The 17,229-nt window shown below is 67.7% G+C and carries 12 protein-coding genes; 8 read left to right on the top strand and 4 right to left on the bottom strand.

Going from position 1 to position 17,229, the window contains the following annotated elements; all coding sequences use genetic code 11:
* The first annotated feature begins 101 nt into the window (after positions 1 to 101).
* Complete coding sequence (gene acnA, locus BM052_RS00375) at positions 102 to 2,774, top strand: aconitate hydratase AcnA (RefSeq protein ID WP_091141980.1); 2,673 nt, start codon at positions 102 to 104, stop codon at positions 2,772 to 2,774.
* 35 nt (positions 2,775 to 2,809) lie between these two features.
* On the opposite strand, the gene ald is transcribed toward acnA, so the two are convergent.
* Complete coding sequence (gene ald / locus BM052_RS00370) at positions 2,810 to 3,940, bottom strand: alanine dehydrogenase (RefSeq protein ID WP_091141978.1); 1,131 nt, start codon at positions 3,938 to 3,940, stop codon at positions 2,810 to 2,812.
* Positions 3,941 to 4,079: 139 nt separating this feature from the next.
* Here ald and BM052_RS00365 point away from each other — a divergent pair, with 139 nt between their 5' ends.
* A complete protein-coding gene (locus BM052_RS00365; protein WP_091141976.1) occupies positions 4,080 to 4,538 on the top strand; it encodes an Lrp/AsnC family transcriptional regulator in 459 nt (152 codons plus the stop codon).
* On the opposite strand, the gene BM052_RS00360 is transcribed toward BM052_RS00365, so the two are convergent.
* Positions 4,520 to 6,289 carry a cation:proton antiporter domain-containing protein gene (locus tag BM052_RS00360; protein WP_091141974.1) on the bottom strand — a complete coding sequence of 590 codons (1,770 nt, stop codon included), beginning with the start codon at positions 6,287 to 6,289 and terminating at the stop codon, positions 4,520 to 4,522. The genes BM052_RS00365 and BM052_RS00360 overlap by 19 nt on opposite strands.
* A gap of 172 nt (positions 6,290 to 6,461) precedes the next feature.
* Positions 6,462 to 8,582 (bottom strand): S9 family peptidase, encoded by a 2,121-nt coding sequence (locus tag BM052_RS00355; RefSeq protein ID WP_369821482.1) that lies wholly within the window; start codon positions 8,580 to 8,582, stop codon positions 6,462 to 6,464.
* Between the two features lie 51 nt (positions 8,583 to 8,633).
* Between BM052_RS00355 and BM052_RS00350 the strand changes: the two genes are divergently transcribed.
* The 6 genes from BM052_RS00350 (at position 8,634) to BM052_RS00325 (ending at position 14,477) form a co-directional block, all read left to right on the top strand.
* Positions 8,634 to 10,454 (top strand): aminopeptidase P family protein, encoded by a 1,821-nt coding sequence (locus tag BM052_RS00350; RefSeq protein ID WP_091141971.1) that lies wholly within the window; start codon positions 8,634 to 8,636, stop codon positions 10,452 to 10,454.
* A gap of 60 nt (positions 10,455 to 10,514) precedes the next feature.
* The gene (locus BM052_RS00345; RefSeq protein ID WP_091141969.1) at positions 10,515 to 10,892 is read left to right on the top strand and encodes a VOC family protein; all 378 of its coding nucleotides are present in this window, start codon (positions 10,515 to 10,517) and stop codon (positions 10,890 to 10,892) included.
* Positions 10,889 to 11,212 (top strand): cupin domain-containing protein, encoded by a 324-nt coding sequence (locus BM052_RS00340; protein WP_369821481.1) that lies wholly within the window; start codon positions 10,889 to 10,891, stop codon positions 11,210 to 11,212. The genes BM052_RS00345 and BM052_RS00340 overlap by 4 nt, the downstream gene beginning before the upstream one ends.
* A 283-nt stretch (positions 11,213 to 11,495) precedes the next feature.
* Positions 11,496 to 12,272, top strand: a complete 777-nt coding sequence (locus tag BM052_RS00335) for an EF-hand domain-containing protein (RefSeq protein WP_091142958.1) — start codon at positions 11,496 to 11,498, stop codon at positions 12,270 to 12,272.
* Between the two features lie 55 nt (positions 12,273 to 12,327).
* Positions 12,328 to 13,062 carry a response regulator gene (locus BM052_RS00330; protein ID WP_091141967.1) on the top strand — a complete coding sequence of 245 codons (735 nt, stop codon included), beginning with the start codon at positions 12,328 to 12,330 and terminating at the stop codon, positions 13,060 to 13,062.
* Positions 13,059 to 14,477, top strand: coding sequence for an ATP-binding protein (locus BM052_RS00325; protein ID WP_091141965.1), 1,419 nt, complete (start codon positions 13,059 to 13,061; stop codon positions 14,475 to 14,477). The genes BM052_RS00330 and BM052_RS00325 overlap by 4 nt, the downstream gene beginning before the upstream one ends.
* 101 nt (positions 14,478 to 14,578) lie before the next feature.
* On the opposite strand, the gene BM052_RS00320 is transcribed toward BM052_RS00325, so the two are convergent.
* Entirely contained in the window at positions 14,579 to 17,206 is a 2,628-nt protein-coding gene (locus BM052_RS00320) for a M1 family metallopeptidase (protein ID WP_091142956.1), read from the bottom strand.
* Positions 17,207 to 17,229: the final 23 nt, after the last annotated feature.

Raw genomic sequence — 17,229 nt, 5'->3', positions numbered from 1 at the left:
CGGGGCCGACGAATCCGCTTGTCGCACCGCAGCACGGCCAGACCGCCAAGGATCGCCGAGCCCGGGAGGCAAGCTCCACAAAGAAGGGGAAATTGCCCACCATGACTCAGGTCGGACAGGATACGCTCGGCACCCGCAGCACCATGACCGTCGGCGGCAAGTCCGTCGCCTACTACTCGCTGAAGAAGGCTTCGGAGAAGATCGGCGACATCTCGCGCCTGCCCTTCTCGATGAAAGTCCTGCTCGAGAACCTGCTCCGCTTCGAGGATGGCGGCTTCACCGTTTCCACCGATGACGTCCAGGCGATCGCCGACTGGCAGAAGAACCCGGTCACCGGCGAGGAAATCCAGTACCGCCCGGCCCGCGTGCTGCTGCAGGACTTCACCGGCGTTCCCTGCGTGGTCGATCTGGCCGCCATGCGCGACGCGATCGCCAAGCTGGGCGGAGACACCAGCAAGATCAATCCGCTGGTGCCGGTGAACCTGGTGATCGACCACTCGGTCATGGTCGACGAGTTCGGCCACCCCAAGGCCTTCGAGCAGAACGTCGAGATCGAATACCAGCGCAACCTGGAACGCTACGACTTCCTCAAGTGGGGCTCCAAGTCGCTCGCCAACTTCTATGCCGTGCCGCCGGGCACCGGCATCTGCCACCAGGTCAACCTGGAGAACATCGCCCGGGCGGTATGGTCCTCGACCGACCAGAACGGCGAACTGGTCGCCTATCCCGATACCTGCGTCGGCACCGACAGCCACACCACGATGGTCAACGGCCTGGGCGTGCTGGGCTGGGGCGTGGGTGGGATCGAGGCGGAAGCGGCGATGCTCGGCCAGCCGGTCTCGATGCTGATCCCCGAAGTCGTCGGCTTCAAGCTGACCGGCGAGCTCAAGGAAGGCGTCACCGCCACCGACTTGGTGCTGACCTGCACCGCGATGCTGCGCAAGCACGGCGTGGTTGGCCGCTTCGTCGAATACTACGGCCCCGGCCTCGCCTCGCTGAGCTTGGCCGACCGCGCGACGCTGGCCAACATGGCGCCCGAATACGGCGCGACTTGCGGCTTCTTCGGCATCGACGACAAGACGCTCGACTACTTGCGCCTGACCGGGCGCGAGGAAGAGCAGATCGCGCTGGTGGAAGCCTATGCCAGGGAGCAGGGCTTCTGGATCGATCCCGCCGCGGCCGAGCCGGTGTTCTCGAGCACGCTGGAACTCGACATGGCGACCGTCGTCCCTTCGCTCGCCGGCCCCAAGCGCCCGCAGGACTGGGTCGCGTTGCCCGAAGTCGACGACGTGTTCAACGCCGACATGGCGCAGACCTACAAGAAGGCCCCGGCGCGCGTGGCGGTGGAAGGCAAGGACTTCGACATCGGTGACGGCGACGTGATGATCGCCGCGATCACTTCGTGCACCAACACCTCGAACCCGGGCGTGCTGGTCGCCGCCGGGCTGGTCGCCAAGAAGGCGGACGAATTCGGCCTCAAGCCCAAGCCCTGGGTCAAGACCAGCCTCGCCCCCGGCTCGCAGGTCGTCACCGACTACCTGAACAAGGCCGGCCTGCAATCGCACCTCGACAATATCGGCTTCAATCTGGTCGGCTACGGCTGCACCACCTGCATCGGCAATTCCGGCCCGCTCGCCGAGCCGATCAGCAAGGCGATCAACGAGAACGGCCTGGTCGCCGCCGCCGTGATATCGGGCAACCGCAACTTCGAAGGCCGCGTCAGCCCCGACGTGCGCGCCAACTTCCTGGCCTCGCCGCCGCTGGTGGTCGCCTACGCGCTCAAGGGCACGGTGGTGGAGGACTTCACCACCACCCCGATCGGCCAGGCCACCGACGGGCACGACGTCTACCTCAAGGACATCTGGCCGACCAACCTCGAAGTCGCCGAGACCATGGCCGCCTGCGTCGACCGCGCGATGTTCCAGGCCCGCTATGCCGATGTCTACAAGGGCGACAAGCACTGGCAGGCGATCAACGTGGTCGGTTCGGAAACCTACCAGTGGCGCGCCGGTTCGACTTATGTCGCCAACCCGCCCTATTTCGAGGGCATGGAGATGACCCCGGCGCCGGTCTCCGACATCGTCGAAGCCAAGCCGCTGCTGATCCTGGGCGATTCGATCACCACCGACCACATCAGCCCGGCCGGCTCGATCAAGGCGGACAGCCCGGCGGGGCAGTGGCTGATGGAGCACCAGGTCGCCAAGGCGGACTTCAACTCCTACGGATCGCGCCGTGGCCACCACGAAGTGATGATGCGCGGCACTTTCGCCAACATCCGAATCCGGAACGAGATGGTCCCCGGCATCGAAGGCGGCATGAGCCGTATCGGCGACGAGGTGCTGCCGGTCTACGACGCGGCGATGCGCTACAAGGCGCAAGGCACGCCGATGGTGGTCGTGGCCGGCAAGGAATACGGCACCGGCTCCTCGCGCGACTGGGCGGCCAAGGGCACCAACCTGCTGGGCGTGCGCGCGGTGATCGTCGAAAGCTTCGAGCGCATCCACCGTTCGAACCTGGTCGGCATGGGCGTGCTGCCGTTGCAGTTCAAGGAAGGCGACACCCGCACCTCGCTCGGCCTGACCGGTGACGACGCCTTCACCATCCTGGGCGTCGCCGATCTCAAGCCGCGCCAGGACGTTGAAGTGGAAGTGACCAGGGCCGATGGCTCGAAGTTCACCTTCACCGCGCTGTGCCGCATCGATACCGCCAACGAAGTGGAATACTTCATGAACGGCGGCATCCTGCAATACGTGCTGCGCAAGCTGGCGGCCTGAGCACGCAGGCATCCTCCCCGCTTGCGGGGAGGATGCTACCCCAGCACTTCGGCCACCGGTGTGTAGTCGTAGCCCAGTTCGCGCGCGACCGCCTCGCAGGTCACTTTGCCGGCATGGACGTTGAGGCCCTCGGCAAGATAGGGGTTCGCCCTCAGCGCCGCCTTCCAGCCGCCCGGTCCGTCGAAGGCATCGGCGATGGCGAGGGCGTGCGGCAGGGTCACGTTGTTGAGCGCGTATGTGCTGGTGCGCGCGACGGCGCCGGGCATGTTGGCCACGCAGTAGTGGACGATCCCGTCGACCACGAACGTCGGCTCCGCATGCGTGGTCGCATGGCTGGTCTCGAAACAGCCGCCCTGGTCGATCGCGACATCGACGAGCACCGCGCCGGGCTTCATCGTGGCAAGCATCGCCCGGGTGACGAGCTTGGGCGCGGCGGCGCCGGGGATCAGCACCGCGCCGATCACCAGGTCGGCCTCGGCCACGCTTTCCGCCAGGTTGGCGGTGCTGGAGAATCGCGTCTTGGCGCGCGCCTCGAAGTGGATGCCAAGGCGTTCGAGCACGTCGGGGCTGCGATCGAGGATGGTCACGTCCGCCCCCAGCCCCACCGCCATCTGCGCGGCGTTGAAGCCGACCACGCCGCCGCCGATCACCGCGACCTTGCCCGGCATCACGCCCGGCACCCCGCCCAGCAGCACCCCGCGCCCGCCGTGCGCCTTTTCCAGCGCGGTCGCGCCGGCCTGGATCGACATGCGCCCGGCGACCTGGCTCATCGGCTTGAGCAGCGGCAGCGAGCCGCCCGGCCCGGTGACGGTCTCATAGGCCACGGCGGTGACGCCCGACCGCACGAGGTCGGCGGTCTGCTCGGGATCGGGGGCGAGGTGAAGGTAGGTGTAGAGGATCTGCCCCGCGCGCAGCATCGCGCGCTCGGCCGCCTGCGGTTCCTTGACTTTCACCACCATCTCGCAGCCGGCGAAGATTTCGGCGGCGGCGGCCACCAGCCGGGCGCCGGCGCGGGCATAGTCCTCGTCGCTGCAGCCGATGCCCAGGCCGGCGCCGCTCTCGACCCAGACCTCGTGCCCATGCGCGGCGAGTTCGCACACGCTCTCGGGCGTCAGGCCGACGCGGTATTCGTGGTTCTTGATTTCCTTGACGGTGCCGACACGCATGGCTGGTCTCCGGATGGCGGGAATGGGCTGCGGGGAAAATACACCGGATGGGCCGCAAAGTTTCACCAAAATGAAGCTTGCATCGGCGACCTGTTGTAATATTTCCCACGATCCACCGCTATCAACGGGAAAAAATCCCATGAACCGTACAGACCGCGCGCTGCTTGAGGCGCTGCAAGCCGATTCGTCGCGCTCGATCGCCGATCTTGCCGCGCTGGTGCACCTCTCGCCCTCGGCCTGCCACCGGCGGATTAGGGCGCTGGAGGAACAGGGCCTGATCCTGGGCTACGCGGCGCGGGTCGATGCCCGCAGGCTGGGCCTTTCGGTGGAGGTCTTCGTGGAAATCACGCTCACCAGCCAGAGCCGCGAGGCGATGGACCGGTTCGAGCGCGCCGTCGGCGACTTCGACGATATCCTCGAATGCCACCTGATGTCGGGCGCGGCGGACTACCTGCTGCGCGTCGCCGCCGCCGACCTGGACCACTACGACCGCGTCCACCGCGACTGCCTGGCGCGGCTGCCGGGGGTCTCGGCGATGAAGAGCAGCTTTTCGCTGCGCCGGATCAAGCGCTTCGACGGTTATTCGGTGCCGGGCTGACGGGTGGCGCGTGCCGGCTGGGTCAGGATGCGGTCGCGCGCGGCGCGCGGGTCTCCCGCCGCGTACTGCAGCGAGAGCCGCTCCTTGTCGCGCGTGCGATAAGTGCCCTCGGCCTTGTCGATGTCCTCCAGCGAGACGCCCAGTCCCTCCAGCGCGCCGCGCGCCAGCGCCACCGCCGATTCCAGCACCTCGCGCGAGATCGACTTCACCGGTGCGTCCTTGAGCCGGAGCAGGGCAATCCGGTCGAACACCCGCGCGTGAATCTCGGCATTGGGGAAGGCGGTGTGGACGGCGTGGAGGAACGCTTCGGTCAGCTGGTCCCCGTCGATGCAGAAGGCGATCAGCTCGGCCTCGCCCGCGCCGGCCTGGCGCAGCAGGTCGATGCGGGTGCCGTCGCCGAAGTAGACCTTGGCGCCGAAACTGCCGGCCACGTCGATCATCTCGATATCGTTGTCGATCAGCGTCACTTCGATATCGGCGGCGATCAGCATCTGCGCCACGGTCTGGCCGAAGCGGCCATAGCCGACGACCAGCGCGTTAGCCCCGTCCTCGCTCGGGCCCTCGCGCTCGCCGGTCGCGGCCGGCGTCTCGCGGATGCGCTGGGTCGCCATCATCAGGAACGGCGTGGTCACCATCGAGAGCGTGACGATGGCCCCGAACAGGCTCGCCGCCTCGGGCTGGACCAGCCAGGCCTGGCTGGCCTGGGCGAACAGCACGAAGCCGAATTCGCCGCCCTGGCTGAGCAGCAGGCCCAGCGCCAGCGCGCCGCGCCAGTCCATCCGGAAGATCAGGCCCAGCCCGAAGATCACCGCCGCCTTCACCGCGATCAGCGCCAGCGCCATGCCGACGACGAACAGTGGCCGCTCGGCAATCGCCGAAAGGTCCAGCATCATGCCCACCGTCATGAAGAACAGACCCAGCAGGATCGAGCGGAACGGCTCGACATCGGCCTCCAGCTCGTGGCGATAGGGGCTGTCCGCCAGCATGACGCCGGCCACGAAGGCGCCCAGCGCGGTCGAAAGCCCCAGCGCCTGCATCAGCGCGGCGGCGGCGATCACCGTGAACAGCGCGGCGAAGACGAACATCTCGCGCTCGCCCAGGTTGCCGATCAGGCGGAACAGCGGGCGGATCGCGAAACGCCCGGCGGCGATCAGGCCGGCCACCGCGGCAAGGGTAATCAGGGCCAGCTGCCAGCCCGGCGGCCCATCGGGCAAGTGCGGATTGCGGTTCATCGCCGCGATGATGGTTATCAGCGGGATGATCGACAGGTCCTGGAACAGCAGGATCGCGAAGGACCGTTCTCCGAACGGGGTGTGCAGGCGCCCGGCGCTTTGCAGCATCGGCAGGACCTGCGCGGTGGAGGACAGGCCCAGCGGCAGGCCCAGCGCCAGCGCCGCCTCGACGCTGAAACCCGCGGCGAAATGGATCACCGCCGCCACGGCAAGGCCGCACAGCGCCACTTGCAGCAGGCCCAGCCCGAAGATCTCATGCCGCATCCGCCACAGCCGGCGCGGCGCCAGCTCCAGCCCGACGATGAACAGCAGCAGCGTGATTCCCAGCTCGGCGACGCCGATCTTGCCTTCCGGATCGCCGACCAGCCCGAGCACGTAAGGCCCCAGCACCGCCCCCGCCAGCAGGAAACCCAGCGTCGCGCCCAGCCCCAGCCGCCGGAACAGCAGCACGAAGGCCAGCGCGGTCCCCAGCAGCAGGAACCCGTCCTGCAAGGGAAATGCCTGGGCGTGTGATTCCATCAGGGACCTTTCGGGGGAGCGGGGTTGGAACGATCCTCCCTGTCCCCGCAGGGGATGGGGAGGGGGACCGGCCGCGAAGCGGACGGTGGAGGGGGAAACCCCTCCGTCAGCCCCTGATGGGGCTGCCACCTCCCCATCCCCTGCGGGGACAGGGAGGAATGCGCGGGCGCGCTCACCCCTCCACGCCAAGCTGCCACAGGATGAACGCGAATTCCTCCGCCGCTTCCTTCAGGCTTTCGAAGCGGCCGGATTTGCCGCCGTGGCCGGCGCCCATGTTGGTCTTGAAAATCAGCTCGTTGCCGTCGGTCTTCAGCTCGCGCAGCCGGGCGACCCACTTGGCCGGTTCCCAGTAGGTGACGCGCGGGTCGTTGAGGCCGGCGGTGACCATCAGCGGCGGATAGGCCTGGGCCTTGACCTGGTCGTAGGGGCTGTAGCTGCGGATCAGGTCGAAGGCGGCCTTGTCCTCGATCGGATTGCCCCATTCGGGCCACTCGCCGGGGGTCAGCGGCAGGCTCTCGTCCAGCATGGTGCACAGCACGTCGACGAACGGCACGTGCGCCACCACCGCGCCCCACAAGCCGGGGTCGGAGTTGGCGACCGCGCCCATCAGCTCGCCGCCCGCCGATCCGCCGGAGATGCTGATCCTGCCCGCCGCGGTATAGCCGCGCTCGATCAGGCCTTTCGCGACGTCGACGAAATCGTTGAAGGTATTGGTGCGCCGCTCCAGCTTGCCGGCCTTGTACCAGGCGCGGCCCAGGTCGTCGCCGCCACGGATATGGGCGATGGCATAAGCGAAGCCCCGGTCCACCAGGCTGAGGCGGGTGGTCGAAAAGCCGGGATCTACCGCGATGCCGTAGGCGCCGTAGGCGTAGAGGTGCAGCGGCCCCGGCCCCCGGCGATCGCGCCGGTAGACCAGGCTGACCGGGATCGCGGTGCCGTCACGCGCGGTGATCTCCAGCCGCTCGGTGGCATAGAGCGTGGCATCGTAGCCCGAGGGAATCACCTGGACCTTGAGCGTATCGAGGCTCCTGGCGGCAACGTCGTAGTCGTAGACGGTCGCCGGGCTGACCATCGATTCGTAGGAGAGCCGCAGCTTTTCCGTGTGCCATTCGGGATTGCCCGAAAGCCCCGCCGAATAGCTCGCCTCGGGAAACACGATCGGCTCCACGCGGGCCGGATCGTCGTAATAGCGCACCTCGATCTGGTCGAGCCCGGCGCGGCGCCCCTCGATCACGTAGAAATCGCGGAACAGGTCGAAGCCGGTCAGGTAGAAGTCGTTCGAACCCGCGATCAGCGTGGTCCACGCACCGGGATCGGTGAGCGGCGCGGTGGCCAGGCGGAAGTTCTCGTGGGTGTCGTTCGTGTGGATGTAGACCACCTCCCGGCCCGGTTCGGTGCCCCTTATGTCGACGTCGTATTCGACGCCCTTCTGCCTGGGCCGCACCAGCAGGGGCTCGGCAAGCGGATCGTGTGCGGGAATCAGCCGGACCTCGCTGGTCTCGTGGTCTCCTGCATGGAGAATGATCCACTTCTCCTGCGCGCCGAGCGCCACGCCGCAGGAAAATGCCTCGTCCGGATCGTGATAGATCGTCACATCCTCGGCAGAATCGCTGCCGATCCGATGCAGGCGGATGGTGCGATGCCGCCAGTTCTCATCGCTCAACGAATAGAGCACGGCGTCCTCGGCCGCGCTCCAAACGATGTTGCCGATCGTGCCTTCTACTTCGCTGTCGCCCCACTTGCCCGCAGCCCCGGGGACTTCATCGGCGATGCCGCCCGGACCAATCAACTGGCGGAAACGAATCGTGTAGCGTTCCGATCCGTTGAGATCGGTCGAATAGGCAAGGTAGCGTCCGCTGGGGCTGACCGAGACCGCGCCGAGCCGGAAGTATTCCTGCCCTTCGGCCAGCGCGACTTCATCGAGCATCAGCTCGTCCGGCCCGCCGGCGACGGGCCGGCGCCACCACTTCTTGTACTGCGCCCCTTCCTCGAACTCGATCCAGTAGAGCCAGTCGCCGTCCTTCTGCGGCACCGACGTGTCGGCTTCCTTGATCCGGCCGCGCATTTCCTTGAACAGCGCTTCGATCCGGTCCTGGTGCGGCGCCATGCGCGCTTCGAACCAGCGGTTTTCCGCTTCCAGGTGGGCCAGCACTTCCCGGTCCGTCACCTGGGGATAGCCGGGGTCGCGCAACCAGGCGTAATCGTCGCTGACCGACGTGCCATGATGCGAAAACGAATGCGGTTTCTTCGCCGCGAGCGGGGGAGCGATCAGGGTCTGGGTGGAATCTGCCATCCCTAGCATCTATGTTCACACGATGACCCCCGCAAGCCGGATACTGCCAACATGCTGATGAATACCCATGAAGCGCGCCTGGATGCCCTGCGCAAGGAACTGAAGACGCGCAGCCTCGATGGCTTCGTGATCCCGATTTCGGACGAGCACATGAGCGAATATGTCGGCGCCTATGCCCAGCGCCTGGCCTGGCTCACCGGCTTCGGCGGATCGGCCGGCACCGCGATCGTGCTGACCGATCCCACGCTCGAACCGGCGGCGGCGATCCTGGTCGACGGGCGCTATACCCTGCAAGTGCGCGACCAGGTCGACGGGCGGCTCTATGCCTACGAAAGCGTGCCGCAGACCAGCGTCGCCGGATGGCTGGGCGAGCATGCCCCGCAAGGCGCGGCGATCGGCTACGACGCCTGGCTGCACGGCGCGAACTGGGCCGAAAGCGTGGACAAGGCGCTGGCCGGCAAGGGCGGCAGGCTGGTGGCGGTGGAAGGCAATCCCGTCGACGCCGTGTGGCCGGATCGTCCCGCGCCTTCGGCCGCCCCGGCGCTGGTCCATCCCGATGCCTTCACCGGCGAGGCGAGCGAGGCCAAGCGCGCCGCGATCTCCGAATGGCTGGCGCGCAACGGCCTGGACGCGGCGGTGATTACCGCGCTCGATTCGATCGCCTGGCTGCTCAACATCCGGGGCACCGACGTCGAACGCACGCCGGTCGCGCTGTCCTATGTGATCGCCCGGGCGGACGGCACCGCCGACTTGTTCATCGCCGAGGAGAAAGTCACGCCCGCGCTGCGCCAGCACCTGGGCAATTCCGTGAACATCGTGCCGCGCGAGCGGTTCGTGCCCGGCCTGGAAGGGCTTGCCGGCAAGCGTGTCGCGGTCGATCCCGAGCGCGCGGTAAGCGCCGTCTTCGCGGCGCTGCGCCGCGCCGGCGCGGTGATCGTCGAGGAGCGCGACCCGACGGTGCTGCCCAAGGCCGTCAAGAACCCGGTCGAGCAGCAGGGCCACCGCAACGCCCAGCTGCGCGACGGCGCCGCCGTCACCCGCTTCCTGCACTGGATCTCGGTGGAAGCGCCGAAGGGCGGGGTTACGGAGATTTCCGCCGCCGACAAGCTGCACGCCTGCCGCCGGGAAGCGGGGGACCTGCGCGACCTCTCGTTCGACACGATCTCGGGCGCCGGCGCCAACGGCGCGGTGGTCCACTACCGCGTGACCGAGGAAACCAACCGCGCGCTGGAGCCGAACTCGGTCTATCTCGTCGATTCGGGCGGCCAGTATCCGGACGGCACCACCGACATCACCCGCACGGTCTGGATCGGCCCGGGCGAGCCGGGCGCCGAGCTGAAGGACCGCTTCACCCGCGTTCTCAAGGGCCACATCGCCATAGCCATGGCGGTGTTTCCCAAGGGCACCGCCGGCAGCCAGCTCGACGTGCTGGCGCGCTATGCCCTGTGGCAGGCCGGGCTCGACTATGCCCACGGCACCGGCCACGGCGTCGGCTCGTTCCTCTCGGTCCACGAAGGCCCGCAGCGCATCGCCAAGTCGGCCGGCGGGCAGGGCGGCACCGACCAGGCGCTGCTGCCCGGCATGTTCCTGTCGGACGAGCCGGGCTATTACAAGACGGGCGAATACGGCATCCGGATCGAGAACCTGATCCTGGTCGAACCGCGCGCGATCGCCGGGGCCGAGGGCGAATATTTCGGCTTCGAGACACTGACCCACGTGCCGATCGAGCGCCGCCTGCTCGATTGCGGCCTGCTCACGCGCGGCGAGGTGGAATGGTGGAACGCCTATCACGCGCGCGTGCTCGAAGTCGTCGGGCCGCAGCTCGAAGGCGCGGCGAAAGCCTGGCTGGAGGCCCAGTGCGCACCCTTGTGAGAACGCTTTTGTTCCTGTAATGTTCCGTTATTCGAAGCGATTCGCGAGGAGTATGGGAAGATGATCGGCTATGTCACACTCGGCACCAACGATCTGGAGCGCGGCGTGAAGTTCTACGACGCGATAGCCGCCGAACTCGGCGTCGGCCGGATGATGGAGTTCGACAGCTTCGTCGCCTGGGGGGAACTGGGCGGCGCGCCGGGGATCGCCCTGACCAAGCCTTTCGACGGCAACGCCGCGACGGTGGGCAACGGGGTGATGGTCGCGCTCGAAGCCCGGGACGAGGAACAAGTGAAGCGCCTCCACGCCCTGGCGCTCGCCCATGGCGGCACTTGCGAAGGGCTGCCGGGGCCGCGCGGGGATGATTTCTACGCCGCCTATTTCCGCGATCTGGACGGCAACAAGCTGAACGCCTTCTGTACTCTCGGCGTGCCATGACGAGCCGCGCCCGCGATCTCGGGACCTATCCCGTCCACCTCGGCATGGGCGGCCGGGTCGAAGCGCAGCCCGCTTTCACGGGAATGGAATGGTACGAAGACTATGCCCGCCGCGTCGCCGCCGACGGCACGGAAGGCAGGCTGGTCAGCATGCATGAGTTCACCGGCGACTGGGATGGCTGGGAAATGCATCCGGCCGGCGACGAACTGGTGGTCTGCCTGGCCGGGGAGATGACGCTGATCCAGGAACTGCCCGATGGCGTCCTGCATTCCGAGACGATCGGCGCGGGGCAGTACCTGGTCAACCCGGCCGGCGTATAGCACACCGCGAATATCCCGCAGGCGGCCACCGCGCTGTTCGTCACCGTCGGCGAAGGGACCCGGGGCCGCCAGCGCTGAATACGGCGTTCATACAAATTGCACGGCCATGAATGCCCTCTCCCACTTGTGACAATTGGCGACAATAACGCCGTCTTGCGGCATACCTGAGCGACAAGACAAGACTAGAACGAATCACGGAGAGCCGCAGGGCACGTTCTTCCCCCTCCCTTCCCTCGTTCCCTGCGGCTCTCATTCCTTTCTTCCGGGAGCGGAGATAACCATGATGACTGCAACGAAAAAACTGATGCTCGGCCTTTCGGCCGCTGCACTCGCGATCGGCGGGATCGCCTATGCACAAGGCCCCGCCGGCATGCCGGGCATGCCCGGCGGCAAGCCGGACATGGACGCGGACGGCAACGGCGTGATTACCCGCGCCGAAGCGCAGCAATCGGCTTCGGCGATGTTCGCCAGGCTCGACGTCAACAAGGACGGAAAGCTCGACCAGGCCGACCGCGACGCGCACCGCAATGAAATGCGCGGCAAGATGTTCGACAAACTCGATGCCGACAAGGACGGCTCGATCTCCAAGACCGAATTCATGGCCGGAGACATGATGGCCGGCAAGGGTCCCATGGGCGGTCGTATGGGTGGTCCCGAGGGCGACGGCCACCAGCATGGCGGCGAAGCTCCGGACGGTCCCGGCATGGATGGCCCCGGCATGGATGGCCCGGGCGGTCCGGACATGGCTGGTCCCGGCATGGCTGGTCCCGACATGGCTGGTCCGGACCGACCCGGCAAGGGCGGTCCCGGCCGGCACGGCATGCATGGCCGCGGCGGTGGCATGATGATGATGGCCAGGATGGCGGACACCAACAACGACGGCGCCGTCTCCCAGGCCGAATTCACGGCGGCGGCGGCGAAGCACTTCGACATGATGGACGCCAACCACGACGGACAGGTCACCAAGGAAGAGCACCAGGCCGCGCGCGAAAAGATGAAGGCCCAGATGAAAGCGCAGATGAAGCCGCAGGGGCAGGCCGACAAGCCGGCGGCCAAGTAACTCGACACGGCGTGACGCGATGGCATGCGAACCAGAGGCGCGGGAACGGAACTGAATGAACGATATCGCGCGTCCCCATCTGCTTCTGGTCGATGACGAAGCGGCGCTGCGCGAACCCCTGGCGGATTACCTCTCCCGCCAGGGGTTCGACGTCGTCCAGTCGTCCAGCGCCGCCGAGGCCCGCAGCCGCTTGCGCGAGACCCGGTTCGACCTCGTGCTGCTCGACATCATGATGCCGGGCGAGGACGGCCTGTCGCTGTGCCGCCACCTTGTCGAGACGCAGGAGCTGCCGGTGATCTTCCTCACCGCGCGCGGCGAGGCCACCGATCGCATCGTCGGGCTCGAGATCGGCGCCGACGACTATGTGGTGAAGCCCTTCGAGCCCCGCGAACTGGTCGCCCGCATCCGCAGCGTGCTGCGCCGCGCCGCGCGCAGCGCCGCCGCTCCGGCCGAAAACGAGGCTTTCATGTTCGAAGGCTGGCAACTCGATCCGCTGCGGCGGCGCCTGACCGACGCCGAAGGCGCGGTCATCGCCATCTCCTCGGTCGAATTTCGCCTGCTCATGGCCTTTCTCGAACACCCGCGCCAGGTGCTCAACCGCGACCGGCTGCTCGACATGGTGCAGGGCCGCGAGGCGCACCTGTTCGACCGCGCCGTCGACAACCAGGTCAGCCGCCTGCGCCGCAAGATCGAGGTCGACAGCCGCAATCCGCAGCTCATCCAGACCGTCTGGGGCGGCGGCTACATGCTGGCCGCGGATGTGCAGCGGGTCCTGCTCGACGCCGGATGAGGATACCGCGACCCCGCAGCCTGATGGGCCAGATGCTGCTGGCGGTGGCGGCGGCGCTCCTGCTCGTCCAGGGGCTCGGCTCGTTCCTCGTCTACCAGGCCCAGCGCGAGGCCTATGAGAACGGGATGCTCAACGTCGCGGCCTTCCGGCTTATCACCGATACCCGCGGCCCCGGCACATTCTCCCCGGCGGGCCGCCCGCCGGGAGGCCCGATCGGCGGTCCGCCGGCGCGCGCCTTTCCGCTCGAATTCAGCACCCGGTCGCCCGTCGGCCAGAGCGAACGGCGCGATACCCATGCGGAAGCCCGCCTGAAAGGCATCCTGGCCGACCAGAACTTCCCGCAATCGGAAATCGCCATCGTCCATCGCGCCGTCGGCACCGACCCGGTCGCGCGGCGGGGGGTGGAACAGCGGGCGAAGGCGCGCGGATTGAACGCGTATGAAATCGACGACATGATGAACGGCCACCTGCTGGTGGTGGCCGTGCGGCCGCAGCCCGATTCGGGCTGGCTGATCGCGCGCGTGCGTTCGCCGCGGGCGATGAACATCCTGCTGACCCCGCTCGTGCTGCAGACGCTGCTCATCTACATCGTCCTGGTCGGCGCCGTCGCGCTGATCCTGCGCCGCATCACCCGGCCGCTGGCGGCGCTGACCCGGCGGGTCGAGCGTTTCGCGGTCATGCCGGACGCCGAAGGCCAGCTCACGCCTTCCGGGCCCGACGACATGCACCGCCTGATCGTCGCCCACAATGCGATGGAGGCCCGCATAACCGCCATGCTTGACGAGAAGAACGTCATGCTCGGCGCCATCGGCCACGATCTCAAGACGCCGCTGGCGGCGCTGCGGGTCCGCATCGAATCGGTGCAGGACGAAACCGAACGCGCCCGCATGGCCGCCACCATCGAGGATATCGTGCGCACGCTGGACGACATCCTCTCGCTGGCCCGCGTCGGCCGACCCAGCGATCCGCGCGAACGCACCGAGCTTTCCGCCCTGGTCGCCTCGGTGGTCGAGGAATACGAGGACATGGAGGAGCCGGTCGAGCTGGGGGATACGGTGCGGATCGTGCTGGAACTGCGGTCCACCTGGCTGCGGCGCGCGCTGCGCAACCTGATCGGCAATGCCTTGCGCTACGGCTGCCGCGCCCGCGTTTCGCTGGTGCGCGAAGGCCAGCGCGCCGTGGTGCTGATCGACGACGACGGACCGGGCATCCACGAAGACACCATCGACGACATGATGAACCCCTTCACCCGGGGCGATCCTTCGCGCAATTCGGCCACCGGCGGCGCCGGCCTCGGCCTGGCGCTGGCCCGCGCGATCGCCGACCAGCACGGCGGCGCGCTGAAGCTGGCGAACCGCCTTTCGGCGACGGGCGAGGTCGAGGGCCTGACGGCGAGGCTGGAGATACCGATCTGATACCAAGTCTCTTTGATCGGAACTCTCGTTTCCCTTCCCTTCGCCATCTCGCAATTGTCGAAAGGGGAAAACGAGTCTCCGTCCGAGAGACCTGGTATCGGCTACCGCAGCTTGATGAACTCGGCGTCTATCTGCTCGCCCATCATGTCGTCGAGCAGGCCGCAATTGCGCACGCGCTCGATCGCGCGATCGAGTTCCAGGGCACCGGACGTGCCCGCCAGCTTGCCGGCGAAATCGCGCGCGATGCGGTTGGCCCAGGCGACCGAGCAGAACGAGCCGAGCACTTGCGGCAAACGGGTCGCGAAGAATTGGCCGTCATTGCTGGCCAGCAGCCGGTCGACATGCGCGGCGGCCCAGTCGTAGCCGATCTCCCGCGTGGCGCTGCGCGACATGATGCCGTCGAGAAACTCCCGCTTTTCGGTCTCGCGCAGGCGCGGATCGTCCAGCGAGAGCAGCCAGGTCGCCATCGTCTTGTCGCCGGTGCGCGCGGCCGCCACCAACGCGGCCGGGCGGAACACCGGATCTTCCGATGCGAGTGCCCGTTCGACGAGCCCCCGCGCCGCGTCCGGCCCACCCTCGAACAGGTAGAGGTCGAACGCATAGTCGAACCAGGCCGGATCGAGCGCGGTGGAATCTCCGGCCAGGTAAGCCCCGGTCGCCTGGTCCATCCGCTTGCGCAGGTCCTTCCCCTCGCCGGTGCCGATCAGCGCGGAAACGATCTGGACCCGGCGCTGCGCGCGCGCCGGAGCTTCGCGGGCATAGGCGCCGGCGCGCGGATCGAAGCCGTATTGCTTGAGCAGCGGCATGTAGAGCCGTTCGCGAAACAGGCGGAAACCGCGCCGGCCCTGCGCGCTGACGATGCCCTCGCGCACCAGCCGGCTCAGCGCCTTGTCCGGCGCGTCGGCCGCATGCGGGTCCGGGTGCCGGATCAGCTTGCGCTCCAGCCGCGCCATTTCGCCGATGTTGCCGCGCCCGCCCCGGATCGAAGCCCATAGCGAATCGACCAGTGCCTGCGCCTCGCCGCCGGACAGCCGGTCCGCGCCCGCGATCAGTTCATTCCAGTGCCCCGCGGTCAGCTCGAAGCGATAATAGCCGGTTCCGCCCGCGTTCGGGAACACCGGCCCCTTTCCCTCGATGGTGAAGGCCTGGGTATGCTGGTCCATCATGTAGCATCGGCGGATCGCCTCCCGCCGCAGGCACAGCGGGATGACCCAGTGCGATTCTGGCGGCGCGACGCCGGCCGTGGTGTAGCGCAGCTGGGTGACGGTCACCCTGTCGCCCTTCTGCCGCATCGCCAGCAGGGGCACCCCCTGCTGGTCCACGAAGCTGCGCATCGCCGGAACCAGCCGGGGATCCCCGGCGACATCCGCCAGCGCGGCGAAGAAGTCCTCGCTGGTCGCGTTGCCGAAACGGTGCGCGGCGATGTAGCTGCGCACCCCCTCACGGAATTTCTCGTCGCCCAGCCAGGCCGCGATCATCCCCACCACATGACCGCCCTTGCCGTAAGTAATGGAATCAAAAGCGGAATCCACCTGGGTACTCGCCGCGATCGGCTGGTGCACCGGCCGGCCGGCGAGCAGCGCGTCGGTCTCCATGGCCTGGTAGCCCTTGCTCAGCGCGTCGCCCATGATCCCCAGGTCCGGACGCCAGGCGTCCCCGATGCGATAGCCGATCCAGTTGGCGAAGCTCTCGTTCAGCCAGATGTCGTCCCACCAGGCCGGCGTCACCAGGTCTCCGAACCACTGGTGCCCCAGTTCGTGCGCCACGATCATCCCGAAGTCGCGCTGCTGGACCACCGGCGACTGGGCATCGAGCACGAGGATATCGTCGCGATAGAGATCGGCGCCGGCATTCTCCATCGCCCCGGGCAGCACCGGCGTGGTCACCTGATCGAGCTTGGGAAAGGGAAACGGCTCGCCGAAATAGTCTTCGAGCAGGCCCAGGATCTGCCGCGAACCGTCCAGCGCGAAGCCGAGCTGGCCGGCGTTCTGGCGGGTGGAATGGATTCCCACCGGCAGCGGATCCTTGCGCGCGGCATTGGGCGGGGCCTGGCCCTCCAGGCTGGCGAAAGGGCCGACCATCATCGCCACCAGGTAGGTCGGCAGCGGCAGCGTCGGCGCGAAGCGGTGGACCGCAAGGCCGTTCTCGATAGCCGGCACCCCTTGCTCGGGCGCGTTGCCGATCGCCGTGAGCCCGGGCGGCGTGCGCAGCGTGAGGGTGAACGGCGTCTTGAAGCCGGGCTGGTCGAAGCACGGGAAGGCCGCGCGGGCATCGATCGACTGGAACTGCGTCCAGCTGTACCACTGATGCTCGACTTCGACGTGGAACATTCCCGCAGGGCCGTTCGCGAAGGCGGCGTCGTAATCGAACGTCAGGGTGACCGCGCCGGCCGGCAGCGGTTCATCGAAGGAAAGCCGGGCGACGCCGCTGGCATCGCGCTGGCGCCAGTGGCCGATGAGCCTGCGTCCGGCGAAGATCGCGACGGCGCGGGCGACCGTCAGGTCGCGGCCGTGCATGTGGATGATCGAGGCCGGCTGGGCGAGCGTCACGTCGATCTCGGCATGGCCGGAAAATCGCGGCCGCGCGGGATCGATCGTCACGTCCAGGCGATAGGCAAGCGGCCGGACCTCATCCCCGAGACGGCCGAGCGGAACGGAACCGGCGGGCGAGACGGTAATGACCGTCTCGGGCGCGGCGTCGCCCTCCGGTCCGGCTTGGGCGCGGGCCATTCCGGGAAGCGCCGCGACGATTG

Origin of the sequence: Novosphingobium sp. CF614, assembly GCF_900113255.1 — a bacterium.
In the GTDB taxonomy this organism is placed as follows: domain Bacteria; phylum Pseudomonadota; class Alphaproteobacteria; order Sphingomonadales; family Sphingomonadaceae; genus Novosphingobium.
This window is presented reverse-complemented; position numbering and strand designations above follow the sequence as displayed.

Bases quoted from the DNA above. Each gene is read 5' to 3' on its own strand.
- BM052_RS00355 (WP_369821482.1), bottom strand. From the start codon at position 8,582: ATGGCAGATTCCACCCAGACCCTGATCGCTCCCCCGCTCGCGGCGAAG.
- BM052_RS00340 (WP_369821481.1), top strand. From the start codon at position 10,889: ATGACGAGCCGCGCCCGCGATCTCGGGACCTATCCCGTCCACCTCGGC.
- BM052_RS00360 (WP_091141974.1), bottom strand. From the start codon at position 6,289: ATGGAATCACACGCCCAGGCATTTCCCTTGCAGGACGGGTTCCTGCTG.
- BM052_RS00325 (WP_091141965.1), top strand. From the start codon at position 13,059: ATGAGGATACCGCGACCCCGCAGCCTGATGGGCCAGATGCTGCTGGCG.
- BM052_RS00335 (WP_091142958.1), top strand. From the start codon at position 11,496: ATGACTGCAACGAAAAAACTGATGCTCGGCCTTTCGGCCGCTGCACTC.
- BM052_RS00345 (WP_091141969.1), top strand. From the start codon at position 10,515: ATGATCGGCTATGTCACACTCGGCACCAACGATCTGGAGCGCGGCGTG.
- acnA (WP_091141980.1), top strand. From the start codon at position 102: ATGACTCAGGTCGGACAGGATACGCTCGGCACCCGCAGCACCATGACC.
- BM052_RS00320 (WP_091142956.1), bottom strand. From the start codon at position 17,206: ATGGCCCGCGCCCAAGCCGGACCGGAGGGCGACGCCGCGCCCGAGACG.
- BM052_RS00350 (WP_091141971.1), top strand. From the start codon at position 8,634: ATGCTGATGAATACCCATGAAGCGCGCCTGGATGCCCTGCGCAAGGAA.
- ald (WP_091141978.1), bottom strand. From the start codon at position 3,940: ATGCGTGTCGGCACCGTCAAGGAAATCAAGAACCACGAATACCGCGTC.
- BM052_RS00365 (WP_091141976.1), top strand. From the start codon at position 4,080: ATGAACCGTACAGACCGCGCGCTGCTTGAGGCGCTGCAAGCCGATTCG.
- BM052_RS00330 (WP_091141967.1), top strand. From the start codon at position 12,328: ATGAACGATATCGCGCGTCCCCATCTGCTTCTGGTCGATGACGAAGCG.